This is a genomic window from Craurococcus roseus, assembly GCF_039523795.1.
In the GTDB taxonomy this organism is placed as follows: Bacteria; Pseudomonadota; Alphaproteobacteria; order Acetobacterales; family Acetobacteraceae; genus Craurococcus; species Craurococcus roseus.
This window is the reverse complement of record NZ_BAAAFZ010000028.1, coordinates 38,973-64,970: the sequence shown is the minus strand read 5'-3', so window position 1 is coordinate 64,970 and position 25,998 is coordinate 38,973. Positions and strand designations below refer to the sequence as shown.

25 protein-coding genes are annotated in these 25,998 nt (G+C 71.2%); 13 read left to right on the top strand and 12 right to left on the bottom strand.

The genetic code is table 11. The annotated features are described in order from the left end of the window. Nucleotides 1-226 precede the first annotated feature (226 nt). Nucleotides 227-526 (top strand): CopG family ribbon-helix-helix protein, encoded by a 300-nt coding sequence (locus tag ABD067_RS11480; protein WP_343895431.1) that lies wholly within the window; start codon nucleotides 227-229, stop codon nucleotides 524-526. Here the strand turns inward: ABD067_RS11480 and ABD067_RS11475 are convergent, their stop codons facing one another. Next, nucleotides 527-1,072, bottom strand: a complete 546-nt coding sequence (locus ABD067_RS11475) for a Uma2 family endonuclease (RefSeq protein WP_343895430.1) — start codon at nucleotides 1,070-1,072, stop codon at nucleotides 527-529. Between the two features lie 98 nt (nucleotides 1,073-1,170). Here ABD067_RS11475 and ABD067_RS11470 point away from each other — a divergent pair, with 98 nt between their 5' ends. Together ABD067_RS11470 and ABD067_RS11465 are read left to right on the top strand one after the other, a co-directional pair. After that, nucleotides 1,171-2,730, top strand: a complete 1,560-nt coding sequence (locus ABD067_RS11470; protein WP_343895429.1) for an acyl-CoA carboxylase subunit beta — start codon at nucleotides 1,171-1,173, stop codon at nucleotides 2,728-2,730. 187 nt (nucleotides 2,731-2,917) lie between these two features. Further along, nucleotides 2,918-3,067: a hypothetical protein gene (locus ABD067_RS11465; RefSeq protein ID WP_343895428.1), complete on the top strand. Its 150-nt coding sequence runs from the start codon at nucleotides 2,918-2,920 to the stop codon at nucleotides 3,065-3,067. Nucleotides 3,068-3,088: 21 nt separating this feature from the next. On the opposite strand, the gene ABD067_RS11460 is transcribed toward ABD067_RS11465, so the two are convergent. Then, entirely contained in the window at nucleotides 3,089-4,072 is a 984-nt protein-coding gene (locus ABD067_RS11460; RefSeq protein ID WP_343895427.1) for a Bug family tripartite tricarboxylate transporter substrate binding protein, read from the bottom strand. A gap of 179 nt (nucleotides 4,073-4,251) precedes the next feature. Between ABD067_RS11460 and ABD067_RS11455 the strand changes: the two genes are divergently transcribed. Further along, entirely contained in the window at nucleotides 4,252-5,229 is a 978-nt protein-coding gene (locus tag ABD067_RS11455) for a Bug family tripartite tricarboxylate transporter substrate binding protein (RefSeq protein ID WP_343895426.1), read from the top strand. Between the two features lie 58 nt (nucleotides 5,230-5,287). On the opposite strand, the gene ABD067_RS11450 is transcribed toward ABD067_RS11455, so the two are convergent. Further along, nucleotides 5,288-6,355 (bottom strand): GlxA family transcriptional regulator, encoded by a 1,068-nt coding sequence (locus tag ABD067_RS11450; RefSeq protein WP_343895425.1) that lies wholly within the window; start codon nucleotides 6,353-6,355, stop codon nucleotides 5,288-5,290. Nucleotides 6,356-6,573: 218 nt separating this feature from the next. Between ABD067_RS11450 and ABD067_RS11445 the strand changes: the two genes are divergently transcribed. Then, on the top strand, nucleotides 6,574-7,047 hold the full coding sequence (locus ABD067_RS11445; protein WP_343895424.1) for a VOC family protein: 474 nt from the start codon (nucleotides 6,574-6,576) through the stop codon (nucleotides 7,045-7,047). A gap of 111 nt (nucleotides 7,048-7,158) precedes the next feature. Next, nucleotides 7,159-8,358, top strand: a complete 1,200-nt coding sequence (locus ABD067_RS11440) for a DJ-1/PfpI family protein (protein ID WP_343895423.1) — start codon at nucleotides 7,159-7,161, stop codon at nucleotides 8,356-8,358. 113 nt (nucleotides 8,359-8,471) lie between these two features. On the opposite strand, the gene pepN is transcribed toward ABD067_RS11440, so the two are convergent. Then, on the bottom strand, nucleotides 8,472-11,126 hold the full coding sequence (gene pepN / locus ABD067_RS11435; RefSeq protein ID WP_343895422.1) for an aminopeptidase N: 2,655 nt from the start codon (nucleotides 11,124-11,126) through the stop codon (nucleotides 8,472-8,474). A 164-nt stretch (nucleotides 11,127-11,290) separates the two neighbouring features. Here pepN and ABD067_RS11430 point away from each other — a divergent pair, with 164 nt between their 5' ends. The 3 genes from ABD067_RS11430 to ABD067_RS11420 all read left to right on the top strand — a co-directional run bounded on the left by ABD067_RS11430 (nucleotide 11,291) and on the right by ABD067_RS11420 (nucleotide 13,296). Continuing rightward, nucleotides 11,291-12,457 (top strand): acyl-CoA dehydrogenase family protein, encoded by a 1,167-nt coding sequence (locus tag ABD067_RS11430; protein ID WP_343895420.1) that lies wholly within the window; start codon nucleotides 11,291-11,293, stop codon nucleotides 12,455-12,457. Between the two features lie 89 nt (nucleotides 12,458-12,546). Beyond that, nucleotides 12,547-12,867 (top strand): hypothetical protein, encoded by a 321-nt coding sequence (locus ABD067_RS11425; protein ID WP_343895419.1) that lies wholly within the window; start codon nucleotides 12,547-12,549, stop codon nucleotides 12,865-12,867. Next, the gene (locus ABD067_RS11420) at nucleotides 12,868-13,296 is read left to right on the top strand and encodes a hypothetical protein (RefSeq protein ID WP_343895418.1); all 429 of its coding nucleotides are present in this window, start codon (nucleotides 12,868-12,870) and stop codon (nucleotides 13,294-13,296) included. A 19-nt stretch (nucleotides 13,297-13,315) separates the two neighbouring features. On the opposite strand, the gene ABD067_RS11415 is transcribed toward ABD067_RS11420, so the two are convergent. Genes ABD067_RS11415 through ABD067_RS11395 form a run of 5 tightly spaced genes read right to left on the bottom strand, consistent with a single transcriptional unit; the run spans nucleotide 13,316 to nucleotide 18,324 of the window. Further along, nucleotides 13,316-14,416 (bottom strand): alpha-hydroxy acid oxidase, encoded by a 1,101-nt coding sequence (locus ABD067_RS11415; protein WP_343895417.1) that lies wholly within the window; start codon nucleotides 14,414-14,416, stop codon nucleotides 13,316-13,318. A gap of 16 nt (nucleotides 14,417-14,432) precedes the next feature. Further along, the gene (locus ABD067_RS11410) at nucleotides 14,433-15,305 is read right to left on the bottom strand and encodes an isocitrate lyase/PEP mutase family protein (protein ID WP_343895416.1); all 873 of its coding nucleotides are present in this window, start codon (nucleotides 15,303-15,305) and stop codon (nucleotides 14,433-14,435) included. Then, nucleotides 15,302-16,618, bottom strand: coding sequence for a histidinol dehydrogenase (gene hisD, locus ABD067_RS11405; RefSeq protein ID WP_343895415.1), 1,317 nt, complete (start codon nucleotides 16,616-16,618; stop codon nucleotides 15,302-15,304). The genes ABD067_RS11410 and hisD overlap by 4 nt, the downstream gene beginning before the upstream one ends. A 30-nt stretch (nucleotides 16,619-16,648) precedes the next feature. Further along, the gene (locus tag ABD067_RS11400; RefSeq protein WP_343895414.1) at nucleotides 16,649-17,434 is read right to left on the bottom strand and encodes an SDR family NAD(P)-dependent oxidoreductase; all 786 of its coding nucleotides are present in this window, start codon (nucleotides 17,432-17,434) and stop codon (nucleotides 16,649-16,651) included. After that, nucleotides 17,431-18,324 carry a dihydrodipicolinate synthase family protein gene (locus ABD067_RS11395; protein ID WP_343895413.1) on the bottom strand — a complete coding sequence of 298 codons (894 nt, stop codon included), beginning with the start codon at nucleotides 18,322-18,324 and terminating at the stop codon, nucleotides 17,431-17,433. The genes ABD067_RS11400 and ABD067_RS11395 overlap by 4 nt, the downstream gene beginning before the upstream one ends. A 114-nt stretch (nucleotides 18,325-18,438) precedes the next feature. Between ABD067_RS11395 and ABD067_RS11390 the strand changes: the two genes are divergently transcribed. From ABD067_RS11390 to ABD067_RS11375, 4 genes are all read left to right on the top strand, one after another. Continuing rightward, nucleotides 18,439-19,260 carry an SDR family NAD(P)-dependent oxidoreductase gene (locus ABD067_RS11390; protein WP_343895412.1) on the top strand — a complete coding sequence of 274 codons (822 nt, stop codon included), beginning with the start codon at nucleotides 18,439-18,441 and terminating at the stop codon, nucleotides 19,258-19,260. A gap of 272 nt (nucleotides 19,261-19,532) precedes the next feature. Beyond that, on the top strand, nucleotides 19,533-21,467 hold the full coding sequence (locus ABD067_RS11385; RefSeq protein WP_456305245.1) for a PrkA family serine protein kinase: 1,935 nt from the start codon (nucleotides 19,533-19,535) through the stop codon (nucleotides 21,465-21,467). Nucleotides 21,468-21,505: 38 nt separating this feature from the next. Then, on the top strand, nucleotides 21,506-22,816 hold the full coding sequence (locus ABD067_RS11380) for a YeaH/YhbH family protein (protein WP_343895410.1): 1,311 nt from the start codon (nucleotides 21,506-21,508) through the stop codon (nucleotides 22,814-22,816). Then, nucleotides 22,813-24,360: a SpoVR family protein gene (locus ABD067_RS11375; RefSeq protein WP_343895409.1), complete on the top strand. Its 1,548-nt coding sequence runs from the start codon at nucleotides 22,813-22,815 to the stop codon at nucleotides 24,358-24,360. Before ABD067_RS11380 ends, ABD067_RS11375 begins: the two co-directional genes overlap by 4 nt. Nucleotides 24,361-24,404: 44 nt before the next feature. Here ABD067_RS11375 and minE read toward each other — a convergent pair whose 3' ends face one another. The 3 genes from minE to minC form a co-directional block, all read right to left on the bottom strand. Then, a complete protein-coding gene (minE, locus tag ABD067_RS11370; RefSeq protein ID WP_343895408.1) occupies nucleotides 24,405-24,719 on the bottom strand; it encodes a cell division topological specificity factor MinE in 315 nt (104 codons plus the stop codon). After that, the gene (gene minD / locus ABD067_RS11365) at nucleotides 24,719-25,540 is read right to left on the bottom strand and encodes a septum site-determining protein MinD (protein WP_343895407.1); all 822 of its coding nucleotides are present in this window, start codon (nucleotides 25,538-25,540) and stop codon (nucleotides 24,719-24,721) included. Before minD ends, minE begins: the two co-directional genes overlap by 1 nt. Nucleotides 25,541-25,613: 73 nt before the next feature. Beyond that, a partial coding sequence (minC, locus tag ABD067_RS11360; protein WP_343895406.1) for a septum site-determining protein MinC occupies nucleotides 25,614-25,998 on the bottom strand: 385 nt, incomplete at its 5' end.

The window sequence follows — 25,998 nt, the reverse complement described above, 5'->3', positions numbered from 1 at the left end:
GGCGATCCGACCGCTCCGCTCTCGGCCGGGCGCGCCGTCATCGCGGACAGCTTCGGGCTACAGCCGTCGAACTCGTAGCGCACCGGCTAAACGCGCTCCCAAGCCAGGAACCTTTCCGAGGTTAGCGGCTTGAACGACGCGCTCATACGGTATGGTAGCACAGGCCGATAAGCCGAGGTGGCAGACCTGGGCGGCTCGGGTGTAAGTGTCACCTGGTAACACCAACATGGCCGCACCGTCGTCCGGCGCCGTCACGACGAGCCTCAAGCTCGATCCCGAGTTGCGCGACCGGCTGCGGCGGCTCGCCGACTCACGGCGCCGCACGCCGAATTGGCTCATGCGCGAGGCCATTGCCCAGTACCTCGCGCGGGAGGAAGCGCGGGAACGGTTGCGCACCGATGCGCTCGCGGCCTGGGCCGAGTACGAGGCCACGGGCCGGCAGGCGACGGGCGAGGCTGTGGACGCTTGGCTGGCGCGGCTGGAAGCCGGAGAGGCCGACGCGGCGCCTCCGGAATGTCGAGGCTGATCAGACCCCGCCGGCGTCCGCGTGGAGTTCGGTCAGGCGAAACGCGACGCCGATCTCCGGTAGATCAAACACGGCCTCAGCCCCTTCGATCTCCTCCGGCTCCCACCCCGATGCGCGGCGCAGCACGGTCGCCGCTGGGCGGTCTTGCGCGAGGAGGACATAGGCCATCACGCTGGGGATGGACGCGTACTCGGCCGATTTCACGCGGCGGTCGGTCATCTCCGTGGTCGGCGATAGCACCTCGAACACCACCACCGGGTCCACGCGATCGTCGGTCGGGTCGAAGTCGCCGCAGGCCACCTTCACGTCCGGGTAGCGGACGCGCCCGGTGGGCGTCAGCACCTTCACGTTCTCGCCGAAGGCTTCGCAGGGCGGCTTGAGTCGCCCGTCGAGCGCTCGCAGCAGGCGCCGGGCGACGCGGTCGGCGGCGATGGTGCCGCCCGTCATCGCCACGGGCTGCGTGCCGTCGAACTCGTAGCGCACCGGCTGGGTGCGTTCCCAGGCGAGGAACTCGTCCAAGGTCAGCGGCTTCAGCGACGCGCTCATGATGGCACGATAGCACGGCCGGACCGGCCGCGCCGCACCCTCCCCTCGCCCGCCCCGCCGTGGTCAAATCGCCGTCAAGGCGAGGAGCGCGGCGGCGGATGAGTTGGCAACCGGAACTCGACGAGCTGGCCCGGCGGGAGGCGCTGGCGCGCGCCATGGGCGGGCCGGACAAGGTGAAGCGCCAGCACGACGGCGGGCGGCTCACCGTGCGGGAGCGGATCGAGCGGCTGCTCGACGCCGGCTCCTTCCACGAGATCGGCGCGATCGCCGGGCGGGCGTCCTACGACGAGAAGGGCGACCTCCGGGGCTTCACGCCGTCGAACTGCGTGATGGGCCGGGGGCTGGTCGCCGGGCGGCCTGTCGTGGTGGTGGGCGACGACTTCACCGTGCGGGGCGGCAGCGCCGACGCCACCATCCGCGACAAGCCGATCATGGCGGAGCGCATGGCGGCCGACCTGCGGCTGCCGATCGTGCGCATCATCGAGGGCTCGGGCGGCGGCGGCTCGGTCAAGACCATCGAGACCACAGGGCGGGCCAACCTGCCGGGCGGCATCGGCGGGACGTGGCTGTACCACCACACGGGCGACAACCTGTCGCGGGTGCCGGTGGTGGCGCTCGGGCTCGGCTCGGTGGCGGGGCTGGGCGCGGCGCGGCTGGCGGCGAGCCACTACTCGGTGATGACCAAGGACAGCTCGGCGATGTTCGTGGCCGGGCCGCCGGTGGTGGCGGCGCTGGGCGAGCCGCGCTCCAAGGAGGAGTTGGGCGGCTGGGAGATCCAGACCGGCGCCGGCGCCGTGGACCACGCGGTGGACAACGAGGAGGCGGCCTTCGAGGCGGCGCGGCGGTTCCTCTCCTACCTCCCCTCCTCCGTGTGGGAGCTGCCGCCGCGACAGCCCTCGGCCGACGACCCGGGGCGGGAGGACGGGTGGCTGCTTTCCGCCATCCCGCGCGACCACCGGCGGCCGTACAAGGTGCGGCCGATCGTCGAGGCGGTGTGCGATCGCGGCAGCGTGTTCGAGCTGGGACGGTGGTTCGGGCGGCCGGTGTTCACCGGGCTGGCGCGGCTCGATGGGCTGCCGGTGGCGGTGCTGGCGGGCGACCCGTTCCACTTCGCCGGGGCCTGGACGGCGGACGCCTGCGCCAAGGTGGTGCGCTTCGTGGACCTGGCCGAGACCTTCCACCTGCCGGTCGTCTACCTGATGGACTGCCCGGGCTTCATGGTCGGGCTGGAGGCGGAACGGGCAGCGACCATCCGCTGGGGCGTACGGGCCATGGCGGCGGTGAACCAGTCCACGGTGCCGTGGTGCACGGTGATCCTCCGGAACGCCTTCGGGGTGGCCGGCGTGGTCCACCAGCCGGCGGGGCGGTTCTCCATCCGCTACGCCTGGCCCTCGGCGCGGTGGGGGTCGCTGCCGCTGGAGGGCGGGATCGAGGCGGCGTACCGGGCGGAGATCGATGCCGCGCCGGACCGGGCGGCGAAGCTCGCGGAGATCGAGGAGCGGTTGAGCAAGCTGCGGAGCCCGTTCCGCACGGCGGAGGCATTCTGGGTGGAGGAGATCATCGACCCGCGGCGCACCCGGCGTCTTCTCTGCGAGTTCGCGGGCTTGGCTGAGAAGCTGCTCGAACCGGGGCAGAGGCGGTTCGCGCTCAGGCCTTGATGCGGGCGGTGAGGTTGATAGATCACTTTAGCTCTCACGTTTTTGCCATAAGATATTGTATATGCAAGAAAGATGGCTTGAGGTGCGGCGGCGTTGCGCGCCCGGACGTGTGATGGCGGTTGTCATTTCGATATAGAAACTCAAAGCCTCTGCGCCGCGTTGGGTGGTGGTTCCGGAGGTCAGCCCGATGAGTGAATGGATCCTCGCCACCGCGCTCCTGTTCCTGATGGGCCTCGGCCTCGGCGCCCGCCCCGATGGCCGCGGCGGCGCTGCCTCGTCCCGCGCTTCCGCCGCCGCGCCGCGGCCCGGCGACCGACCCGACTCCGTCGCCGGCTGAGGGCGCGCTCGTCCGCGGCGCCTATTCGGTTTTGATGCCCGCGGCCCGGATCACCTCGCCCCAGGCGGCGCGGTCCCGGGCCATGCGGGCGGCGAAGGCCTCCGGGCCCTCGGGCAGCGGGCGCAGGCCGTTATCCGCGAGGCGCCGCGCGATGGCGGGCTCGGCCAGGCCGTCCAGGATGGCGCGGGACCACGCGGCCACGGTTTCCGGCGGCAGCCCGCGGGGGCCGCAGATGCCGAGCCAGCTCGTCACCTCCAGGCCGGGCAGGGTGTCGCCGAGCTTGGGGGCGTCGGGGAAGAGCGGGTGGCCGGCGGCGTCGCCGAGCGCCAGCAGGCGCAGCTCGCCGCCCTGCACCTGCCGCGCCACGTCGCCGAGGTTGGTGATCATGGCGTCGGCCCGCCGCGCGATCAGGTCCACGGCGGCGAGCGAGGCGCCGCGGTAGGCGACGTGCAGCAGCTCGACGCCGGCCGCCCGCTTCAGGCGCTCGCCGGCCAGGTGCTGCGCGCTGCCGGTGCCGACGCTGGCGAAGGACAGGGCGCCGGGCCGGGCCTTCGCGGCCTCGACGAACTCGGCCACCGTCCGCCAGGGCGCGGCGGCGCCGACCACCATGCCGTAGGTGGAGAGCGCCACGTTCGCCACGGGCACGAGTTCGGTGCGGACGTCCACCGGCAGGCGGGCGCCGGGCAGCTCCGGCAGGATGGTCATGTTGCCGGTCGGGCACAGGAGCATCGTGAGGCCGTCGGGCGCGGCGCGGGCGGCGGCCTCGGCGGCGATCATGCCGTTGGCGCCGGCGCGGTTCTCCACCACCACGGGCTGGCCGAGCCGGGGCGCGGCCACCTCCGCCACGGTGCGGGCCACCAGATCGCCAGTGCCGCCGGCGGCGAAGCCCACCAGGATGCGCGCCGGACGGTCCGGCGCCCATTGGGCGGTGGCGGCGGGCGCGGCGGCGGCGGCGGCGAGCGCCGTCAGGGCGAGGGCGAGCTTCGGCATCCGGCGGCGATGCATGAGGCGTTTCCTCCTGGGCCGGCAGTCTGGATGCGCCTCCGGCCGCGCATCAAGACGCCGCCGGTCCGGCGCCGCGCGGACCGGTTCACGGGCGCGCGTTTGGCGCCGCGATGGTTGCGACCCTAGCATGCAGCCGGGAGCGCCGGCGCAGGCCGGCGCCGCAGGGAGGAAGACAAGAGATGAACCGCCGTTCCGTCCTTCTCGGGGCCGCCGCGGGCGCCGCCACCGCCGTCGCCGGCCCTGGCTCCGCCCAGGGCGCCTACCCGAACCGCTCGATCCGCATGATCGTCCCCTGGCCGCCGGGACAGGCCACCGACCTGATCGGCCGCGTGGTGGCGCAGAAGGTGTCCGAGGGGATCGGCCAGCCCATCGTGCCCGACAACAAGGCCGGCGCCGGCGGCATGATCGGCACGGACGCCGCGGCCAAGTCGGCGCCCGACGGCTACACGGTGCTGATGGGCTCGCTGGGGCCGATCACGACGGCGCCTCTGGTGCAGAAGACGCCCTACGACGTGGAGAAGGACTTCGCGCCGGTCGCCATGTTCGGGGTGAACGCCTACCTGCTCACCGTCAACAACAACTTCCCGGCGCGCACCGTCGAGGAGTTCGTGGCGCGGCTGCGGGCCGAGCCGGGGAAGTACACCTATGCCACCTCCGGCGCCGGCGCGGCGGCGCACCTCATCACGCTGATGATGCTGAGCCCGCTCAAGGTGGACACCGTGCACGTGCCCTTCCAGGGAAGCGGCCCGGCGTTGAGCGCGGTGGTCGGCGGGCAGGTGGACTTCGCGGTGGACACGCTGGCGGCGACCGGGCCGCTGGTGCGGCAGGGCGCGCTGCGGGGCTTGGGCATCACGCTCAAGGATGGCAGCGTGCTGGCACCGGAGATCCCACCCCTCGCCCGCCACCCGGATCTCCGGGGCTTCGACGCGAGCGCCTGGGGCGGCTTCCTGTTCCCGGCGGGCACGCCGCAGCCGATCATCGAGCGGATGGCGGCGGAATGCGCCAAGGCCACGGCGTCCCAGGAGGTGAAGGACCGGCTCGCCGCGACCGGGGTGGACCCGCGGCCGCTCGGCACGGCCGAGTTCGCGGCTTACCTCAAGCAGCAGCGCGAGCAGTTCCGCGAGGTGATCCGGGCCAACAACATCCAGGTGGGCTGACCGCGCGCTGCGGCTTCCGAGGGCGGTTTGCGGCATCGGATCGCGAGCCGCCCTGCGATCAGGATGGCGTTGGCGTCCTGGAGGGCCGCTCCGGAGATGCGAAACCACCCGGAGCAGCCCTTCGTGGCTCCTTCCAGCGCTCCGGGGGCCGAGCGTCACACGGAGCGGCGCCTGCCCGTGGCTGTGCCGAGATCCGGGCGGCCCGCCGCAGCGCTTGCGGCGGTTGGCCGAAGCCGCGGAGGAAGGCGCGGCGCATGCGGCCGGCATCGCCGAAGCCGGCCGTCTCGGCGATGCGCTCCAGAGGCGCGTGGCCGCTTTCGACCGCCGTTCGGGCCGTTTCCAGGCGCAGGCGCTCGACCGCCTTCGCGGGCGTGGTTCCCGTCTCCGCCGCGAAGGCGCGGGCAAAGTTGCGCGGGCTCATGGCGGCGCGGTCGGCGAGGCGTTCGACGGTCAGCGGCTCGGCGAGGCGCGCCCGCATCCACTCGATCAGACCGGTGAAGCGGCCCGTCCGCCCGCACAGCTCCACGAGGGCCGAGAATTGCGACTGCCCGCCGGGCCGGCGCTGGTGCACGACGAGCTGCTGCGCCGTCCTGCGCGCGATTTGCGGCCCCAGGTCGTCCTCGATGAGGGCCAGAGCCAGATCGATGCCGGCCGAGATGCCGGCCGAGGTCCAGACGTCGCCATCCCGGACGAAGATGCGCTCCGCCTCCAACCTGATCTTCGGATAGCGCCGGCCGAAGTCGTCCGTGCTGGCCCAGTGGGTGGTGGCGCGCCTTCCGTCGAGCAGCCCGGCCTCGGCAAGGAGATAGGCGCCCGAGCAGACGCTGGCGACGCGCCGCGCCTTGACGCGCCGGAGCCAGGCGACGACCTCCCGCGCGGCCGGCATGGACCGGACGATGTCGCCGCCCGACACGACGACCGTGTCGATGGGCCGCCGCCGCCGCAGGGGCCGGGCCGCGAGCGCGAGCCCGGAGGAACTCGCCACCCTCCCGCCGGACGGGGCCAGCAGCGCCAGGTCGTAGCTCCCGGGACGGAGCCGCTCCGCAATCTCGAAGGCGGCCACGGGCCCGGCCGCATCGAGCAACTGGAAGCCGGGGAAGACGACGATGGCGGTGGCGCGGCCCATGGCAGGATTCGCCCGATTTGTGGCGTTTCGGACAGGACGCGACGCCCGTAGGCTCCGCGTCAAGCGAAAGCGCCGGCGGATGGCGCCTCGGCGGGGGCTTAAGCTCTTCAGCCAAGGACCGCATGTCCGACGCCGAGGCCGAGCGGACGGGGACGCCAAGATCGGCCGGTTGGAGAAGCAGGGCCGAGGAAATCGGACTCGCATGGAAAGGATGGGTGATGCCAAAGAACACGATCTGCCTTTGGTACGACAAGGACGCCGAGGCAGCCGCCCGCTTCTACTCCAAGACGTTCCCTGACAGCAGGGTGGGAGCGGTGCACCGCGCGCCCAGCGACTACCCGGCCGGCAAAGAGGGCGACGCGTTGACGGTCGAGTTCACCGTCGCGGGCATCCCCTGCATCGGCCTCAACGGAGGGCCCAACTTCAAGCACAACGAAGCCTTCTCGTTCCAGATCGCCACCGACGACCAGGAGGAGACCGACCGCTACTGGGACGCCATCGTCGGCAACGGCGGCCAGGAGAGCGCGTGCGGCTGGTGCAAGGACCGGTGGGGGATCTCCTGGCAGATCACCCCGCGCGTGCTGACCGAGGCGATGGCGGCCGGCGGCGGCGAGGCGAAGCGCGCGTTCGAGGCCATGATGACCATGAGGAAGATCGACGTCGCCGCCATCGAGGCGGCGCGGCGCGGCTGACGCCCTTCGCGCCGCTCGCGGCCGAGCCGCCGCCGAAGGTGTCCGCGCCCCGCCCGACGCGGACACCCACACCGAGACACCACCCGCGGGCGACCGCAGGACCAGCGTGCCATGGAACGACGGCTCGTGTTGTGGGGCGGCTTGGCCGCTGCTGCGCTCCCCTCCGCGATCGGCGTAGGCTGGATCTTCTCGCTGCCCCCGGCGCCGCGCGCCGGGACGGCGGCGCCGATCGCGCAGGACGAGGCGGATGCCGCGCTCGCGGCCTTGAAGCCGCCGAAGCGCCGGCGCCCGCTGATCGCGATCCTGGGCGCCAATGCCGGCACCGAAGTCACCGACTACCTCATGCCCTTCGGCATCCTCCGGCGCGCCGGTGTCGCCGATGTCGTGGCGCTCGGGACCGAACCGGGGCCGTTGACGCTCTACCCGGCCCTCAAGGTCGAGCCGGAAGCGACGATCGCGGAGTTCGACGCGCGGCACCCCGAGGGCGCCGACCATGTCGTCGTCCCGGCCATGCGCCGCGACGACGACCCGGCCGTCCTGCGGTGGATCAGGGGCCAGGCTGGTAAGGGTGCGACCATCATCGGCGTCTGCGCCGGGGCCAAGATCGTGGCCGCCTCGGGGCTGCTCAATGGCAAGCGGGCGACGACCCACTGGTACTATCTGGGGGAGCTGCGGGAACGGCATCCGAATGTCCGCTACGTCGCGGACCGGCGGCTGGTGGTGGACGCGGGGGTCGCAACGACGACTGGGATCACCGCTTCCATGCCGATGTCGCTCACGCTCATCGAGGCCATCGCGGGGCGCGAGAGGGCCGATGTGGTCGGCCGCGACCTCGGCCTCGCGCGGTGGGACGCCGGCCACGACAGCGGCGCCTTCGCCCTCACGCGCCCCTTCGCGCTGACGGCGGTCGGGAATCGGCTCGCCTTCTGGAACCATGAGCGGCTCGGCCTGCCGCTCGCGCCGGGCGTGGACGAGGTTTCGCTGGCCCTCGTCGCGGACGCATGGTCGCGGACCTACCGGTCAAGCGCCGTGACCTTCGCCGAAACGGCGGCCGCGCAGCGGAGCCGCGGCGGCATCCGCATCATCCCCGAGCAAGTGGCCACGAGCTGGCCGGCGGAGCGGCTGCTGCCGGCGATCGAGGGCCTGCCACCGGCAAGGGCGCTGGATCGGGCGCTCCAGGGCATCGCCAACCGCTACGGGACACGGACGGCCGACTTCGTGGCCATGCAGCTCGAGTACCCCAAGGACGGCGCCATGCTCCAGGCGCAGGCTATGGGATCGGCGCGGCTCTGGCGCGAACCCGGCTTCTGATCCGAGTGCCGCGGAACCCGCCTGCGCCAGATGCGGCGCGCTCGGTTGGTCTTCAGGGTCGAGTCCCGCATCCCGCCCAGCCCGGCTGCTCCGGGATCGGCCGATGCGGGGCCTCAGGCCAACCCCTTCGACGCCTTCTCGTAGGTGCCCTTGCTCAGGTTCGGCGCGGCGAGCACGCGCTCCAGCTCGCGGCGCATCATCCCGGAGAGCGGCGGCGCCTGCCGGCGCCACAGGCCGAGCGGGCCGACTAGCCGCGCCGCGGTGGAGGCGTTGATCGGGTCGAGGGCGATCACCGCGTCGGCGAGGAGCGCGTAGCCCTCGCCCGAACGGTTGTGGAAGCGGTAGGGGTTACCGCTGGCGAAGGCGCCGAGGAGGGAGCGCACGCGGTTCGGGTTGCGGAGGCTGAAGTCCGGATGGCGTTGCAGTTCTCGGACCCGGGCGGCGGTGCCGGCCTGGGCGGACATGGCCTGGATGGAGAACCACTTGTCCACCACCAGCTCGTCGCCACGCCACCGCGCGTGGAAGGCGGCGAGCGCCGCCGGCCCGTGCTCCTCCGACTCGGCGAGGAGCGACAAGGCGGCGAGCACGTCGGTCATGTTGGCGGCGGCGTCGAACTGCGCCCGGGCGAGCCGCATCCCGTCCTCCCCCGCGGCGGCGAGGTAGGCGAGGCAGGCGTTGCGGAGCGAACGGCGGCCGATGGAGGCGCCGTCCGGGCTGTAGGGGCCGGTGTCGGCGAGGCGCTCGTAGGTTTCGCGGAGGGCGTCGGCGCACTCGGCGCCGATGCGGCGGCGGAGGTGGCGGCGGACGAGGTGGATCGCCTCGGGGTCGGCCAGGTCCATCTGGTCGGCGAGGAAGCCCTCGCCCGGCAGCGGCAGGGCCTCGGCGGCGAAGGCCGGGTCGGCGTCGGCGCCGGCGAGGTTGGCGCGGACGGCTTCGGCGAGGGCCGGGTCGAAGCCGGGCGGCTCGCCGCGGCGGTGGGCGGCGACCATCCCCAGCATGACGGCGGCGGCGTATTGCTGGCCGGAGTCCCAGCGGGTGAAGGGGTCGGTGTCGCGCGCGGCGAGCGTGCGGAGCTGGTCGAGGGGCAGGCCCTTCAGCTTCACGGGGGCGGAGAAGCCGCGGAGCAGCGAGGGCACGGGCGGCGCCGGCACGTCCTCGAACACGAAGCGGGCTTCGGCGTCCTCCAGCATCAGGGTGCGGGTGCCGGTGCGGGCCTCGTTCTCGCCCTGGAGGCGCGTCGGCTGCTCGCGGCCGGTTCCGGCGTCGAGCAGGCCCATGGCGACCGGGATCGGCAGCGGTCGCTTCTCCGGCTGTCCAGGGGTGGGCGGCGTCTTCTGGCGCAGCGTGAGGGTGTAGCGGCGGGCGGCTTCGTCGTACTCGCCTTCCGCCGTCACCTCCGGGGTGCCGGCCTGCTCGTACCACTTGGCGAAGGCGGAGAGGTCGACCCCCGAAGCGTCCTGCATCGCCGCGCGGAAGTCCTCGATGGTGGCGGCGCTGTTGTCGTGGCGCTCGACGTAGAGGTCCATGCCGCGGCGGAAGGCCTGCGCGCCGATGCGGGTGTGGAGCAGGCGCACCACCTCGGCGCCCTTCTGGTAGACGGTGGGCGTGTAGAAGTTGTCGATCTCGATGTAGCTGTCCGGGCGCACGGGGTGCGCCATCGGGCCGGCGTCCTCCGGGAACTGGGCGGCGCGCAGGCCGCGCACGTCGCGGATGCGCTTCACGGCGCGGCTGCCCTGGTCGCCGCTGAACTGCTGGTCGCGGAAGACGGTCAGCCCTTCCTTGAGGGAGAGCTGGAACCAGTCGCGGCACGTCACGCGGTTGCCGGTCCAGTTGTGGAAGTACTCGTGGGCGATGACGGTCTCGACGCCCTGGTAGTCGCCATCGGTGGCGGTGTCGGGCTTGGCCAGGACGAACTTGGTGTTGAAGACGTTGAGGCCCTTGTTCTCCATCGCGCCCATGTTGAAGTCGGACACGGCGGCGATGTTGAACACGTCGAGGTCGTATTCGAAGCCGTACACCTCCTCGTCCCATTTCATGGAGCGCTTGAGGCTGTCCATGGCGTAGGCGCACTTGTCCTCGTCGCCGGCGCGGACCCAGATGTTGAGCACCACGTCGCGGCCGGATTTCGTCGTGAAGTAGTCGGAGACGGCGACGAGGTCGCCCGCGACCAGGGCGAAGAGGTAGGAAGGCTTGGGGTGCGGGTCCTCCCACTTCGCCCAATGCTTGCCGCCCTCCCCGTCCCCGGCGCCGGCCGGGTTGCCGTTGGAGAGCAGCACCGGGTAGCGCGCCTTGTCCGCCGTGATGGCGACGGTGAAGCGCGTCATCACGTCCGGGCGGTCGGGGAAGAAGGTGATGCGGCGGAAGCCCTCGGCTTCGCACTGGGTGTAGAAGTTGCCGCCTGAGGTGTAGAGGCCTGAAAAGGCGGTGTTCTCCTCCGGCGCGATCCGGACCTCGGTTTCCAGCACCAGGATGTCGGAGGGGTTCGGCACCGTCAGCGACCCGTCCTCGCCCAGCGTGTAGTGCGTCTTGGGGAACGGGACGCCGTCCACCTTGATGCCGAGCAGGGTCAGGCCCTCGCCGTCCAGGCGGAGCGGGGCGTGGCGGTCCTCGGCCTTCGGGTTGCGGCGGAGGACCAGGGTGGAGCGCACCACCGTCGCGGCCGGGTCCAGGTCGAAGTGGAGGTCGGCGCTGTCCACCAGGAAGGCGGGCGGGCGGTAGTCGAGGCGGTGGATGGCGCGGGGCGCCGTCGCGGTGTCTGGTGCGGCCATTGCCGGTGCTCTTCCTGGAGGGCGGACGCGCGGGGCGGCGCGCCAAGGAGGTGGGGCGGTCCGGCGCATTATCCACACCGGGGCGCGGCCCGGCGAGGCCCGTTGACCGGCCGGCGGCGACGGCGCATCCCGCAGGGCGGCGTCGGGTTCGGAGGACTGAGGGGATGGATTTCGCGCTGGGCCCGGAGCAGGAGGCCATCCGCGAGGGCGTGGCGGGGGTCTGCGCCCGTTTCGACGATGCCTATTGGCTACAGCGGGACCGCGAGGGCGGCTTCCCGCACGACTTCCACCGGGCCATGGCCGAGGCCGGCTGGCTCGGCATCTGCATCCCGGAGGAGTTCGGCGGCTCGGGCCTCGGCATCACCGAGGCGACGATCATGATGGAGGCGATCGCCGCGTCCGGCGCCGGCATGTCGGGGGCGACGGCGGTCCACCTCAACATCTTCGGGCTGAACCCGGTGGTGGTGTTCGGCACGGCGGAGCAGAAGGCGCGGATGCTGCCGCCCATCGCGCGGGGCGAGGTGAAGGCCTGCTTCGGCGTGACGGAGCCGACCACCGGGCTCGACACCACGCGGCTGAAGACGCGGGCGGAGCGGCGGGGCGACCGCTACGTCGTCAACGGGCAGAAGGTCTGGATCAGCACGGCGCAGGTGGCGGACACCATCCTGCTGCTGGCGCGCACCACGCCGATCGAGCAGTGCCGCAGCCCGGCGGACGGGATAAGCCTGTTCTACACGCGCCTCGACCGGGCGCGCGCCAGCGTGCGCGAGATCGAAAAGATGGGCCGCAAGGCGGTGGACTCGAACGAGATCTTCTTCGAGGACTTCGAGGTGCCCGTCGAGGACCGCATCGGCGAGGAGGGCCGGGGCTTCCGGCAGATCCTGCACGGGCTGAACCCGGAGCGGGTGCTGATCGCGGCGGAGGCGGTGGGCATCGGCCGGGCGGCGCTGCGGCGGGCGGCGGACTACGCGCGGGAGCGCGTGGTATTCGGCCGGCCCATCGGCCAGAACCAGGCGGTGCAGCACCCGCTGGCGCAGGACTGGATGGCGCTGGAAGCGGCGTGGCTGATGTGCCTCAACGCGGCGTGGCGCTACGACCAGGGCTTGGAATGCGGGGCGCATGCGAACGCGGCCAAGTACCTGTCGGCCGAGGCGGGGATGAAGGCGTGCCAGAACGCGGTGATGACGCACGGCGGGTTCGGGTACGCGAAGGAGTACCACGTGGAGCGGCTCTTGCGGGAGGCGATGATCCCTTGGATCGCGCCGGTGAGTCCGAACTTGGTGTGCTGCTACATCGCTGAGCGGGTGTTGGGACTGCCGAAGAGCTATTGACGCGCTGTGGCTGACAGGCTGCGGCGGAGCGCGGGATCGTTACGGCTATTGCGTGGCGTACCTTTCCATCCAATTCTGCGGTGGTCAGAATGCTACCGACCGGCACCGCCGGAGCGGCGGAAGGACAGGGCGAGGTGGGCGAGGCGAAAAACTCCGGCGATGTAATGGCCGATCTTGGTACCAAGATCGAGAAGTTGCTGACCTCACACGAAACGCTGCTCAGGTCGCAAGAAACCTTGCTGGGTGGCTACAATGCCCTCAATGGCACGATCAAAGCCATAATAGAGGCAGATGCGAAGAAGAACTTCTTGACGGAAGACCTTCGAAAAAACCTTTTGTCGGCTCTCGACGATTCGGACCGGAGTCTTATGGAGTATTTGCAGACAATCCAGAAGGCGAGGGAATTTTGAGTGGTAGGCTCGGATCAGGTCTCCCGCCTGCTCGCAGAGAACAAGGAATTGCGCGATCGCCTTCGGGCGTCATCAGGGCCGCCCACCGGAGGTCCTGACGATCCCGGCATCGGCGACTTGGCGCGGCGAGTGGGGGAGCTAGGCGATGCCGTCGAGGGCATCGAGGAGCGCTTGCGAGGCGTTGAGATGGGAGTCGCCACAATTAACGCCAAGATGGACGGCTTCAACAGCCGCTTCGATGATCTCGGCAAGCGCCTGGACGACCTGGGCCGCCGCATGGACGACGTGACCCGGCGCTTTGACGGCGCGGTTGCCACCGCCATCGGTCGGGTGCCGAGTTGGTGGCAGATGCCGGTCGTCATCGCCGGGACTGTTGCTTTGCTCACGGCGCTGTACGCCGCCGGTAAGCAACTGCGGCTTTTCGGCTGATATCTGCCTTCGATAGCTGCTATCGGTAGCCCGCGTCCGAAAGGTTGGTCAGAGGGAAGGCGCTGTGCACCCCTGGCGCCACTACGGGCACCGCCGGGTGGACGTAGGCCGGGTCGAGCTGGTCGAAGGCGGTGACGCCCAGCAGGCCCATCACCTCGTGCGACTCCGTTTCCAGCAGCTCCAGCATCCGGGTCACGCCCGCCTCGCCCGCCGCCGTCAGCGCGTAGCAGTAGAGCCGGCCGATGCCGACCAGGCTGGAGCCGAGCGCGATGGCCTTCACCACGTCGCTGCCGCGGCTGAAGCCGCCGTCGATCCAGACTTTGGCGCGGCCCTCGACGGCGCGCACCACCTCCGGCAGCGCCTCGATGGCGCCGCGGCCGTGATCGAGTTGGCGGCCGCCGTGGTTGGAGACGTACACCACCTCGACGCCGTGCTCGCAGGCCAGCGCCGCGTCCTCGGCGGTGGCGATGCCCTTGAGCGCGAGCGGCACGCGCGGGTGCCGGTCCTTGAAGCGCTTCACGTCGTCCCAGTTCAGCGCCGCCTGGAAGCCCACGCCCATGGCGCGCGCGCGCCAGGGCTTGACGAAGCGCTTGGCGATGTCGCGCTCGCGCCGGCTGTAGATGGCGGTGTCCACCGTGAGGCAGAACGCGTCGTAGCCGCGGTCCACGGCGCGTTTCACCACCTCGTCCATCCAGGCGGCGTCGCCGCGGACGTAGAGCTGGTACACCTTGGGCCCCTGCCCCGCCGCTTCCGCCATCTCCTCCAGGCCGGGGTGGGTGACGGAGGAGACCATGGTCGGCACGCCGAACTTCGCCGCGCCGCGCGCCGCCGGGGCGCCGCCTTCCGGGTCGAAGCTTTCCAGGCCGCCGACGGGGGCGAGCATCACCGGCAACGCGATCTTGCGGCCGAAGAAGTCCACGGAGGTGTCGATCTTGGAGACGTCGCGCAGCACGCGCGGGCGGAAGGCGAGGCTGTCCAGCGCCTGCCGGTTCCGCAGCATCGTCGTCTCGGTCTCGGTGCCGCCGACCAGGTAGTCCCAGGTGTTGGCGCTGAGCTTGCCCTTCGCCGCCTTGACGAACTCATGCAGGGTGAGGAAGTCGCCCTCGGTTTCGCTCAGCATCGCCTTGTTCCCTCCCTCACGCCCCGCCGAGGAAATCGCGGGTCCATTTCTTGTAGTCCGAGTCGCGCGTGGCCGAGGCCATCAGGCCGGGCGCGGGCAGGCCCGGCAGGTCGGCCGGCTTCGTGCCCTCGCGCAGCGCCTTCAGCGTGTCGTGGACGGCGCGCGCCGCCGCCATGATCGGTTGATGGCCTTGCAGCGCGATGCGCACGCCGCGCGCGGCGAGGTAGGCGCGGTCGCCCAGCTCCGTGCCCGCCACGCCGCCGAGGATGATCGGCACGGTGGCGACGGCGGCCAGCGCGTCCAGCTCGGCGCGGGTGCGGACGCCGGTGTAGAACAGCGCGTCGGCGCCGGAGGCGGTGTAGGCGCGGGTGCGCTCCACCGCGTCATCCAGGCCGGTGACGGACACGGCGCCGGTGCGGGCGACGACGCAGAAGGCCGGGTCCTCCCGCGCCGCCAGTCCGGCGCGCACCTTGCCGAGTCCTTCTTCCAGGGAGAGCAGCGCCGTCTTGCCGTCGCCGTAGGTGCGGGGCAGCACCGTGTCTTCCAGCGTCATGGCGGCGACGCCGGCGGCCTCCAGCTCCTGCACCGTCCGCATGGCGTTGAGGGCGTTGCCGTAGCCGTGGTCGGCGTCCACCAGCAGCGGCAGCGTTTTCACCGCGCGGCAGATGCGCCGGGCCTGCTCGGCGAATTCGGTGAGGGTCAGGACGATCAGGTCCGGGGCGCCGAGCACCGTCAGCGAGGCGGTGGAGCCGGCGAACATGCCGCACTCGAAGCCGAGGTCCTCGGCGATGCGGGCCGACATGGGGTCGAAGACCGAGCCGGGGTGGACGCAGGCGTCGCCGGCCAGGATGGCGCGGAAGCTGCGGCGGCGGTCGGAAACGCTGCTCATTCGGCCGGCACCGCCGAGGCGTATGGCACGTTGCGGCCGCCGTAGCGGCGCACCCGGACGTTGGCCTGCTCGGCGTGGCCGGCGAAACCCTCCAACATGCAAAGGCGGGAGCAGACGGCGCCGATCCGGGCCGACGCCTCGTCGGTCAGCACGCGCTGGTAGGTGACGGTCTTGAGGAACTTGCCGACCCAGAGGCCGCCCGTGTAGCGCGCCGCGAGGCCAGTCGGCAGGGTGTGGTTGGTGCCGATCACCTTGTCGCCGTAGGAGACGTTGGTGCGGGGGCCGAGGAACAGGGCGCCGTAGTTGGTCATGGCGCGGAGGAAGAAGTCGTCGTCGCGGGTCATGACCTGGACGTGCTCGGAGGCGATGCGGTCGGCCTCGCGCGCCATCTCCTCCAAGCCGTCGCAGAGGATGACCTCGCCGTGGTCGTGCCAGGCGCGGCGGGCGATCTCGGCGGTGGGGAGGATGCCGAGGAGGCGCTCCACCTCGGCCATGGTTTCGCGCGCCAGGCGCTCGTCGTCGGTCAGGAGGATGGCGGGCGAGGTCGGGCCGTGCTCCGCCTGCCCGAGGAGGTCGGTGGCGCAGAGCTCGGCGTCCGCCCCGGCGCGGTCGGCGATCACCAGCGTCTCGGTCGGGCCGGCGAAGAGGTCGATGCCGACGCGGCCGTAGAGCTGGCGCTTGGCTTCCGCCACGTAGGCGTTGCCGGGGCCGACCAGCATGTCCACCGCCGGGATGCGCTCCGTCCCCAGCGCCATGGCGCCCACCGCCTGCACGCCGCCGAGGCAGTAGATGACGTCGGCGCCGGCCAGGTGCTGCGCCGCGACGATGGCCGGGGCCGGGCGGCCCCCGTAGGGCGGCGCGCAGGTGGCGACGCGCGGCACCCCGGCCACCTTGGCGGTCAGCACGGACATGTGGGCGGAGGCGAGCAGCGGGTACTTGCCGCCGGGCACGTAGCAGCCGACCGAGTTCACCGGGATGTTCTTGTGGCCGAGCACCACGCCGGGCAGGGTTTCCACCTCCACGTTGCGCAGGGCGGCGCGTTGGTGCTCGGCGAAGTTGCGGACCTGGGCCTGGGCGAAGCGGATGTCCTCCAGGTCCTGGGCGGAGAGTTCCGCCATGCAGGCCCGGATCTCGGCGTCGGTCAAACGGAAGTCGTCGCGGTCCCAGCCGTCGAACTTGGCCGACAGCTCGCGGACCGCGGCGTCGCCCCGCGCGGCGATGTCGGCCAGCAGGCGCTCCACGGTGGCGCGGACACCGGCATCGGCTTCGGGCTTGCCGGCCGCCGCCGCGGCGGTCTTGAGGTGTCGTGCCATCGCTCGGTTTCCGTCCCGTTTCCCGGTGTCCTAGTCCGCGGTCCAGCCCCCGTCCACGGTGAGCGCCGTCCCGGTCATCAGCGCCGAGGCGTCGGACGCCAGGAACACCACGGCGCCCATCAGGTCCTGCACCTGCCCCACCCGGCCGAGCTTGATCTTGGAGAGCACCCAGTCGCGGAAGCCCGGCCGCTCGAAGAAGGGCTTGGTCAACGGCGTCTCGATGAAGGTCGGGCAGAGGGTGTTGGCGCGGATGCCGTGCGGCGCGAGGTCGAGGGCCATGGCGCGGGTCCAGCCCTCCATGGCCCACTTGGAGGCGCAGTAGACGCTGCGCTCCGGCCCGCCGACCTGGCCCATTTGCGACGACACGTTGATGACGGAGCCCGCCACCCCGTCCCGGATCATCGCCCTCGCCACCGCCTGCGCCGCGAAGAAGCAGCCGCGGAGGTTCAACGCCATGACCGAGTCGAAATCCTCCGGCGCCACGTCCTGGAAACGCGCCGGGCGGTTGGTGCCGGCGTTGTTGACCAGGACGTGGAAGGCCGGGCGGCCCTCCACGGCGACGCGCACCGCCCCCACGTCGCCCAGGTCGAGCGCCAGGGTGTCCGCTTCGCCGCCGGCCGCGCGGATCGCCTCGGTGGCCGCCTCGATCTCCGCGGCGCCGCGGGCGAGCAGCGTCACGCGCGCCCCGGCGGCCGCCAGGGCCGCCGCGGCGCCCAGGCCGATGCCCCGCCCGGCGCCCGTCACCAGCGCCCGCCGCCCGTCGAGGCGGAAGCTCGGCGTCCGGGGCAGTTCGGGCGGCTTGGCGGCGTCGTTCACGCGGCGAGGTCCCGCATGGCGTCCAGCGCCTCTTGCACGGCGGCCCGGCCGGCTTCGGACAGCGGCGGTTGCGGCGGCAGGGGGTCGCCAACCGCGAAGCCTTGGAGCTGGAGCGCGCCCTTGATGCAAGCGGCGAGCGAGTGGGCCGCGAACAGCTCGTTCAGCCGCCACAGCGGCTGTTGCAGCGCCATCGCCTCCGGCCAGCGGCCGTCGCGGCACAATTCGTAGAGGCGCACGCTCTCGCGCGGGACGGCGCAGGCCGGGCCGGCCATCCAGCCGACCCCGCCGATCAGCATCACCGCCGCCGGCACGTGGGCGGAGGCGGCGAAGACCTTCATCCGGCCCCCCGTCCGGATCAGGACCGACAGCAGCCGGCCGGTGTTGTTGGAGGCGTCCTTGATGTAACCGATCCGGGGGTGGCGCGAGAGCGCTTCGACCGCCGAAAGGGACAGGTCGCTCCGCTGGAAATTCGGGTTCGTGTAGAGCACCACCGGCAGGTCCGTGGCGTCGGCGACCGCTTGGAAGTAGGACACCACCCCGGCCTCCGGCACCGGGAAGTAGGCCTCCATGATGGCGAGGATGCCGTCGGCTCCGATCGCCGCCCACTCCTTCGCCTGCCGCACCGCCTCCGCCGTGGTGGTCGCGGCGGCGCCGGCCACCACCGGCACCCGGCCCCTCGCCTGCTCCACCACCACCTCGACCACCCGCCGCTTCTGGGCGGCGTCGAGGTAGGCGAACTCCCCGGTGCTGCCGAGCGGCGTCAGGCCGTGGACGCCGGCGGCGATCAGGTGGTCCACCAGCCGGCGCAACTCGCCCTCGATCACCCGGCCGTCCGGTCCGACCGGCGAGACGAGATAGGGGAAGACGCCGTGGAAACCGTTGCCGCTCATGCGGCGAGCCTATCCGAGCGCGGGCGGCCGTCCAGACGGCGCGGTTGCCGCCGCCTTGACGCCCCGCCAGCCGCGCCGGGAGACTCGGCCCAACGAAGCAAAGAGGAGACCGCCATGCCCCCAGCCGCTACCGCGCCCGCCGCCTCCGCCGCCAACCTGTTCGACCTGTCCGGCAAGACCGCCATCGTGACCGGGGGGTCGCGCGGCATCGGCCGGGCGATCTGCGAGCGGCTGGCCCAGCACGGCGCCAAAGTCGCCGTCTCGTCCCGGAAGCTCGCGGCCTGCCAGGAGGTGGTGGACGGCATCGCGGCGCGGGGCGGCGAGGCCTTCGCGGTGGCCTGCAACATCGGCCGCAAGCCGGAGCTCCAGGCGCTGGTGGACGCCACGGTGGAGCGCTGGGGCGGGGTGGACGTGCTGGTCTGCAACGCCGCCATCAACCCGCACTTCGGCCCGGCCATGACGATGGAGGACGAGGTCTTCGACAAGATGATGGCGACCAACGTGAAGTCGAACATGTGGCTGGCCCACATGTGCATCCCCTCCATGGAGGGGCGCGGGGGCGGGTCCATCGTCATCGTCTCGTCCATCGGCGGCTACCGGGGGTCGGCGATGCTCGGGGCCTACGCCATCACCAAGGCGGCGGACCTGCAACTCGCCCGCAACCTCGCCGTGGAGTGGGGGCCGAAGAACATCCGGGCCAACTGCATCTCCCCCGGCTTGGTCCGCACGGACTTCGCGCGCGCCCTCTGGGAGAACCCGGACACTTACAGCAAACGCACCCGTGAAACGCCGCTGAAGCGGATCGGGGAGCCGGACGAGATCGCCGGCGCCGCCGTATTCCTCGCCGCCCCGGCCGGCAGCTTCATGACCGGGCAGAGCATCGTGGTGGACGGCGGCACCCTGGCCGGCGTCGCCGCCGGCGCGGACGACGACTGACGCGCCAAGCAGGGGGCCGCAAGTCGGGTGCGGCGAGCCTCGCCCGCACGGCGCGGGCTGCGGGCCGTGTGGCCGAACCGGCTCATTTTGAAAACGTTGTGAGTCGCCCTGTGCTCTTCTGCACCGCTCCTGCCGGAGAACGCGCTAAAATACGCAATCGCGGTGCGTCTCCGCAATAAAACTTTACCTTTAAGGCGCATCGCAGGCACCATATTCAAAGCGTCGCCAGGGGGATTGGCAACGCTGCCGGGGGTTGTCGCATGGATACGACGTTGGACATCTTCGCAGACTACGCCCGCTCCTACGAGGCGCGGCGGGAAGCGGATATGTCGGTCGCCGAATACCTGGAGGCGTGCCGCACCGATCCGGGGATGTACGCCTCGGCGCCCGAGCGCATCCTGAAGGCGATCGGCGAACCCAAGGTCGTGGACACGGCCAAGGATCCGCGGCTCGGCCGCATATTCCTGAACCGCACCATCCGCGTCTACCCGGCCTTCTCCGAGTTCTTCGGGATGGAGGAGACGATCGAGCGGATCGTCGGCTTCTTCCGCCACGCGGCGCAGGGCTTGGAGGAGCGCAAGCAGATCCTCTACCTGCTCGGGCCGGTGGGCGGCGGCAAGTCGTCCCTCGCCGAGCGGCTCAAGGCGCTGATGGAGGCGGAGCCGATCTACGTGCTCAAGGCAGGCGACGAGATCAGCCCCGTGTTCGAGAGCCCGCTCGGCCTGTTCGACGCGGAGCGCCTCGGCACCACGCTGGAAGAGCGCTACGGCATCCCGCGCCGGCGCTTGACCGGGCTGATGAGCCCCTGGTGCCTGAAGCGCCTGGACGGGTTCGAGGGCGACCTTTCGAAGTTCCGGGTGGTCAAGCTCAACCCGTCGCGCCTCCGCCAGATCGCGGTGGCGAAGACCGAGCCGGGCGACGAGAACAACCAGGACATCTCGTCTCTCGTCGGCAAGGTGGACATCCGCAAGCTGGAGATGTTCGGGCAGAACGACCCCGACGCCTACAGCTTCTCCGGCGGCCTGAACCGCGCCAACCAGGGCATCCTCGAGTTCGTCGAGATGTTCAAGGCGCCGATCAAGATGCTGCACCCCCTGCTCACCGCGACGCAGGAGGGCAACTACATCGGCACCGAGAACATCGGCGCCATCCCCTTCGGGGGCATCATCATGGCCCACTCCAACGAGGCGGAGTGGCAGAGCTTCCGCAACAACAAGAACAACGAAGCCTTCATCGACCGCATCTACGTCATCAAGGTGCCCTACTGCCTCCGGGTGACGGAGGAGCAGCGCATCTACGAGAAGCTGGTGCGCGGCTCGGAGCTGGCGGAGGCGCCCTGCGCCCCGGCCACCTTGGAGATGCTGGCGCGGTTCACGGTGCTCTCGCGCCTCAAGCGGCACGAGAATTCGAACCTCTACGCCAAGATGCGGGTCTACGACGGCGAGAGCCTGAAGGAGACGGACCCGCGGGCGAAGACCCTGTCCGAGTACCGCGACGCCGCCGGCCCGGACGAGGGCATGGACGGTGCTTCCACCCGTTTCGCCTTCAAGGTGCTGGCCGCCACCTTCAACCACGACACCACCGAGATCGCCGCCGACCCGGTGCACCTGATGTTCGCGCTGGAGCAGGCGATCCGCCGGGAACAGTACCCGGACGAGGTGGAGAAGCGCTACCTGGAGGCCATCAAGGCGGAGCTGGCGCCGCGCTACGCCGAGTTCATCGGCAACGAGATCCAGAAGGCCTACCTCGAGTCCTACAACGACTACGGACAGAACCTCTTCGACCGCTACGTGGCCTACGCCGACGCCTGGGTCGAGGACATGGACTTCAAGGACCCCGATACCGGCCAGATGATGAACCGCGAGCTGCTGAACCAGGAGCTCACCAAGATCGAGAAGCCGGCCGGCATCGCCAACCCGAAGGACTTCCGCAACGAGGTCGTGAAGTTCTCCTTGCGCGCCCGGGCCAAGAACTCCGGCAAGAACCCGTCTTGGACCTCCTACGAGAAGATCCGGGAGGTGATCGAGCGGCGGATGTTCAGCCAGGTGGAGGACCTGCTGCCGGTGATCTCCTTCGGCTCCAAGAAGGACGGCGAGACCGAGAAGAAGCACACGGAGTTCGTGTCCCGCATGACCGCGCGCGGTTACACGGAAAGGCAGGTGCGGCGGCTCGTGGAATGGTACATGCGGGTGAAGCAGGCGGGCTGACGACCGGCCCGCCCGCAACCCTCCCGCGGAAGGCGCGAATGCAGATCCTGGACCGACGCCTTAATCCGAGCGGCCGCAGCCTACCCAACCGGCAGCGCTTCCTGCGCCGCGCCAAGGCGCTGGTGCAGGACGCGGTGCGCGATGCCTCGGCGAAGCGGGGCATCCGCAGCGCCGACTCCGGCGGCGAGGTGTCGATCCCCCTGCACGGCATCCGCGAACCGACCTTCCACCACGGCGACGGCGGCGTCCGCGACCACGTGCTGCCCGGCAACAAGGAGTACCGGGCCGGCGACGAGATCCCCCGCCCGCCGGGCGGCGGCGGCGGGGGCGGCGGCAGCGAGGGCAGCCCGGACGGGTCGGGCGAAGACGAGTTCCGCTTCGTCCTGACGCGCGAGGAGTTCCTCGACCTCTTCCTCGACGACCTCGAACTGCCGGAGATGGCCAAGCGGCGGCTGGTCGAGGGGTCCGACCCGGCGTGGCACCGGGCGGGCTACGCCGTCAGCGGCTCGCCGGCCAACCTTTCGATCGCCCGCACCATGCGGAACAGCCTGTCGCGCCGCATCGCCCTCCGCCGGCCCAAGCCGGAAGAGGCGGAGGCGTTGCGCGAGGAGATCGCGCGGCGGGAGGCGGAAGGCGACCCGGACGACCGGTTGCCCGCGCTCCGCGCCGAACTGGAGCGCATGGGCCGCCGGACGCAGCGCATCCCCTACATCGACCCGGTTGACGTGCGCTACCGGCGCTTCGAGCCGGTGCCGCGCCCGGTGGCGCAGGCGGTGATGTTCTGCCTCATGGACGTGTCCGGCTCCATGACGGAGGACATGAAGGACCTCGCCAAGCGCTTCTACGTGCTGCTCTACCTGTTCCTCCAGCGGCGGTACAAGCATGTGGAGCTGGTGTTCATCCGCCATACCCACGAGGCGGCGGAGGTGGACGAGGAGACCTTCTTCAACAGCCGCGAGACGGGCGGGACGCTGGTTTCGACCGCGCTGGAGGAGATGCGGCGCGTGGTGGCGGACCGCTACCCGCCGGCCGATTGGAACATCTACGCCGCCCAGGCCTCGGACGGCGACAACGCTTCCGGCGACAGCCAGCGCACGGCGCGGCTGCTGACGGAGGAGATCCTGCCGGCCTGCCAGTACTACGCCTACATCGAGGTCGGGCGCGACGGCGAGCACGGGATGCCGGGCTTCCCGCGCGGGCCGACCGACCTGTGGCGCACCTACGAGACGCTGGTGGCCATGGGCGCGCCGATGGCGATGAAGAAGGTCCGGCACCGCCGCGAGATCTTCCCGGTGTTCCGCGAACTGTTCCAGAAGCAACCGGCCGGCGGCGAAGGGGCGCGCGCATGAGCACCACCACGGCCGCCGCCAAGGCCCACGAGCCGCTGTACACCGGCGCGGAGTGGGACTTCGGGACGCTGCGCCGCATCCACGACGCCTGCGAGGAGATCGCGCTCGGCGAGATGGGGCTGTCAGTCTACCCCAACCGGATCGAGGTCATCAGCGCCGAGCAGATGCTCGACGCCTACGCCTCGGTCGGCCTGCCGCTGTTCTACCGCCATTGGTCCTTCGGCAAGCACTTCGCGCACCACGAGGCGCTGTACCGGAAGGGGCTGCGCGGCCTCGCCTACGAGATCGTCATCAACTCCGACCCCTGCCTCTCCTACGTGATGGAGGAGAACACCGCGACCTTGCAGGCCGTGGTGATCGCGCACGCGGCGTTCGGCCACAACCACTTCTTCCGCAACAACCGCCTGTTCCTCGATTGGACGGACGCCAAGGGCATCCTCGACTACCTCGAATTCGCCAAGGCCTACGTGCAGCGCGCGGAGGAGAAGCACGGCGAGGCGGCGGTGGAGCGGCTGCTCGACTCGGCGCACGCGCTGATGAACTACGGCGTCCACCGCCAGCGGCGGCGCCCGATCGACCTGCGCTCCGAGGAGAAGCGCGAGCGCGAGCGGCGCGAGCACGACGAGCGCATCTACGACGTGCTCTGGAGCACCCTGCCCAACAAGCCGGCCGCGGCGACCTCGGCCAGCGAGGACGACAAGCGGCGCGCGCTGCTGCAACTGCCGCAGGAGAACATCCTCTTCTTCCTGGAGAAGACCGCGCCGCTGCTGGCGCCCTGGCAACGCGAGATCCTGCGGATCGTCCGCAACATCGCGCAGTACTTCCACCCGCAGCGCCAGACCAAGGTGATGAACGAGGGCTGCGCCACTTACGTCCACCACCGCATCCTCAACCGGCTGCACGAGCAGGGGCGCCTCACCGACGGCGCGCTGCTGGAAGCGCTGCACTCGCACACCAGCGTGGTGATGCAGCCGGACTTCGACGACCGGCGCTACGGCGGCATCAACCCCTACGCGCTCGGCTTCGCCATGATGGAGGACATCGAGCGCATCTGCCGGGAGCCGTCGGGCGAGGACCGCGAGTGGTTCCCCGACTGGGCCGGCTGCGGCGACCCGATGCCGGTGCTGCGCGAGGCCTGGGCGGAGTACCGCGACGAGAGCTTCGTGCTCCAGTTCCTCAGCCCGCGCCTGATGCGCAAGCTGCGGCTGTTCCAGGTGGTGGACGACGCCGCGGAGCCGGTGCTGCGGGTGGACGCGGTTCACGACGAGCAGGGCTACCGGAACGTGCGCCGGGCGCTGGCCCGCACCTACGATCCGGCCTGGACCGATCCGGACATCCAGGTGGTGGACGTGGACCTCATCGGCGACCGCAAGCTGGTCTTGGAGCACCGCACCGATGCGGGACGGCTGTTGCAGGAAGGCGAGGCGCGGCAGGTGCTGCGCCACCTGGCCAGCCTGTGGGGCTACGACGTGGTGCTGCGCGAGGTGGACCCGTCCAACGGCGCCGTGCTGCGCGAGCACGCGGTGTCGCCGCCTGGCGGCTGAGACTCCGGACCCGGATCGGGGCGGCGCTGCCGCCCCTCCCCGTTTCAGCCGGCGGCGGCGGCCCTCTGCATGGCCGCGCCGGCGGGCTTCGCGCCCGGCAGCTCGATCTCGATCGCCAGGGTGGACATGTCGCCGCCGCGGTCGAGGTTGATGTTCACCTTGCCCGGGTCGATGGCGACGTAGCGCGCCACCACCGCCACCAACTCCTGCTGGAGCTTGGGCAGGAAATCTTCGCGCGCGCGGCCGATGCGCTCGTGCGCGAGCACGATCTGCAAGCGCTCCTTGGCCTGGGACGCGGAAGGGGCAGGCGGCTCCGCTTCGGCCGCCTTCTTGGCGCGGAAGAGTTCGAGCCACTTCATCAGGCGGCCCTCCCCCCGAACAGGCGCTTGAACAGGCCGCCGCGGCGTTCCGGTTCCAGGAAGCGGTGCGGGATCTCCTCGCCGAGGAAGCGCCCGACGGCGTCCTTGTAGGCCCTCCCCGCCATGCTCTCGCTGTCCATGATCACCGGCGTGCCGGTGTTGGACGCGCGGAGCACGCTCTCGCTCTCCGGCACCACGCCGAGCAGCGGGATCGCCAGGATCTCGCGCACGTCGTCGAGCTTCAGCATCTCGCCGCGCTCTGCGCGCAGCGGGTCGTAACGGGTGACGAGCAGGTGCTCCTTCACCTTGTCCCGCTTCTCCTCCGCGCGCTTCGACTTGGACTGGAGGACGCCGAGGATGCGGTCCGAGTCGCGCACGGACGACACCTCGGGGTTGGTGACGACCACCGCTTGGTCGGCGAAGTAGAGCGCCAGCAGCGCGCCCTTCTCGATGCCGGCCGGGCTGTCGCAGAGGATGAAGTCGAAGTCCTCGTGCAGCTCGTCGATGATGGTCTGCACGCCCTCGCGGGTCAGCGCGTCCTTGTCGCGGGTCTGGCTGGCCGGGAGGATGGAGAGCGTGTCCACGCGCTTGTCGCGGATCAGGGCCTGGTTGAGCTTGGCCTCGCCCTGGATGACGTTGACGATGTCGAACACCACCCGCCGCTCGACGCCCATGATGAGGTCGAGGTTGCGGAGGCCGACGTCGAAGTCGATCACCACCGTCTTCTTGCCGCGCTGCGCGAGGCCCGTGGCGAACGCGGCGCTGGTCGTGGTCTTGCCCACCCCGCCCTTGCCGGACGTGACGACGATCACTTGCGCCATGGCGCTGTTTCCCCCTGTGCCATGCCCCCTCGGGCGGTTCCCGGTCCCCGGTGCCCCACGACGCGGCCCGTTCCTATCCAAGCGCCTCGAAGCGCATCTGCTCCCCGTCGAGCCGCACCTGCACGGCGCGCCCCTTCGGCACCTCGCCCAGGTTCTCGCGCACCGCGTAGAATCCCGCGATGGCGACCAGTTCGGGATCGAAGGTGAGGGCGAAGATGCGCGCGTTGTGGTCGTCGGCGGCGCCGGCCACCGCCCGGCCGCGCAGGGCGCCGTAGACGTGGACGTTGCCGTCGGCGATGACCTCGGCGCCCTGGTTCACGGTGGAGGCCACGACGAGGTCCGAACCCTGCGCGTGGATGCGCTGGCCGGACCGCACCGGGTCCGAGATGATCAGGGACGCGCGGACGTCCGCGGGCGGCGGCGGCGGCGCGGCGGCGGCGGCCTCGCCGACGGGGGCC

Excerpts from the sequence above, each read along its gene's own strand:
- ABD067_RS11375 (WP_343895409.1), top strand. The coding sequence starts at position 22,813 with ATGAGCACCACCACGGCCGCCGCCAAGGCCCACGAGCCGCTGTACACC.
- ABD067_RS11465 (WP_343895428.1), top strand. The coding sequence starts at position 2,918 with ATGAGTGAATGGATCCTCGCCACCGCGCTCCTGTTCCTGATGGGCCTC.
- ABD067_RS11410 (WP_343895416.1), bottom strand. The coding sequence starts at position 15,305 with ATGAGCAGCGTTTCCGACCGCCGCCGCAGCTTCCGCGCCATCCTGGCC.
- ABD067_RS11455 (WP_343895426.1), top strand. The coding sequence starts at position 4,252 with ATGAACCGCCGTTCCGTCCTTCTCGGGGCCGCCGCGGGCGCCGCCACC.
- ABD067_RS11480 (WP_343895431.1), top strand. The coding sequence starts at position 227 with ATGGCCGCACCGTCGTCCGGCGCCGTCACGACGAGCCTCAAGCTCGAT.
- ABD067_RS11445 (WP_343895424.1), top strand. The coding sequence starts at position 6,574 with ATGCCAAAGAACACGATCTGCCTTTGGTACGACAAGGACGCCGAGGCA.
- ABD067_RS11380 (WP_343895410.1), top strand. The coding sequence starts at position 21,506 with ATGCAGATCCTGGACCGACGCCTTAATCCGAGCGGCCGCAGCCTACCC.
- ABD067_RS11395 (WP_343895413.1), bottom strand. The coding sequence starts at position 18,324 with ATGAGCGGCAACGGTTTCCACGGCGTCTTCCCCTATCTCGTCTCGCCG.
- ABD067_RS11475 (WP_343895430.1), bottom strand. The coding sequence starts at position 1,072 with ATGAGCGCGTCGCTGAAGCCGCTGACCTTGGACGAGTTCCTCGCCTGG.
- minE (WP_343895408.1), bottom strand. The coding sequence starts at position 24,719 with ATGAAGTGGCTCGAACTCTTCCGCGCCAAGAAGGCGGCCGAAGCGGAG.
- minD (WP_343895407.1), bottom strand. The coding sequence starts at position 25,540 with ATGGCGCAAGTGATCGTCGTCACGTCCGGCAAGGGCGGGGTGGGCAAG.
- ABD067_RS11470 (WP_343895429.1), top strand. The coding sequence starts at position 1,171 with ATGAGTTGGCAACCGGAACTCGACGAGCTGGCCCGGCGGGAGGCGCTG.
- hisD (WP_343895415.1), bottom strand. The coding sequence starts at position 16,618 with ATGGCACGACACCTCAAGACCGCCGCGGCGGCGGCCGGCAAGCCCGAA.
- ABD067_RS11450 (WP_343895425.1), bottom strand. The coding sequence starts at position 6,355 with ATGGGCCGCGCCACCGCCATCGTCGTCTTCCCCGGCTTCCAGTTGCTC.
- pepN (WP_343895422.1), bottom strand. The coding sequence starts at position 11,126 with ATGGCCGCACCAGACACCGCGACGGCGCCCCGCGCCATCCACCGCCTC.
- ABD067_RS11460 (WP_343895427.1), bottom strand. The coding sequence starts at position 4,072 with ATGCATCGCCGCCGGATGCCGAAGCTCGCCCTCGCCCTGACGGCGCTC.
- ABD067_RS11440 (WP_343895423.1), top strand. The coding sequence starts at position 7,159 with ATGGAACGACGGCTCGTGTTGTGGGGCGGCTTGGCCGCTGCTGCGCTC.
- ABD067_RS11430 (WP_343895420.1), top strand. The coding sequence starts at position 11,291 with ATGGATTTCGCGCTGGGCCCGGAGCAGGAGGCCATCCGCGAGGGCGTG.
- ABD067_RS11415 (WP_343895417.1), bottom strand. The coding sequence starts at position 14,416 with ATGCTGAGCGAAACCGAGGGCGACTTCCTCACCCTGCATGAGTTCGTC.
- ABD067_RS11425 (WP_343895419.1), top strand. The coding sequence starts at position 12,547 with ATGCTACCGACCGGCACCGCCGGAGCGGCGGAAGGACAGGGCGAGGTG.
- ABD067_RS11390 (WP_343895412.1), top strand. The coding sequence starts at position 18,439 with ATGCCCCCAGCCGCTACCGCGCCCGCCGCCTCCGCCGCCAACCTGTTC.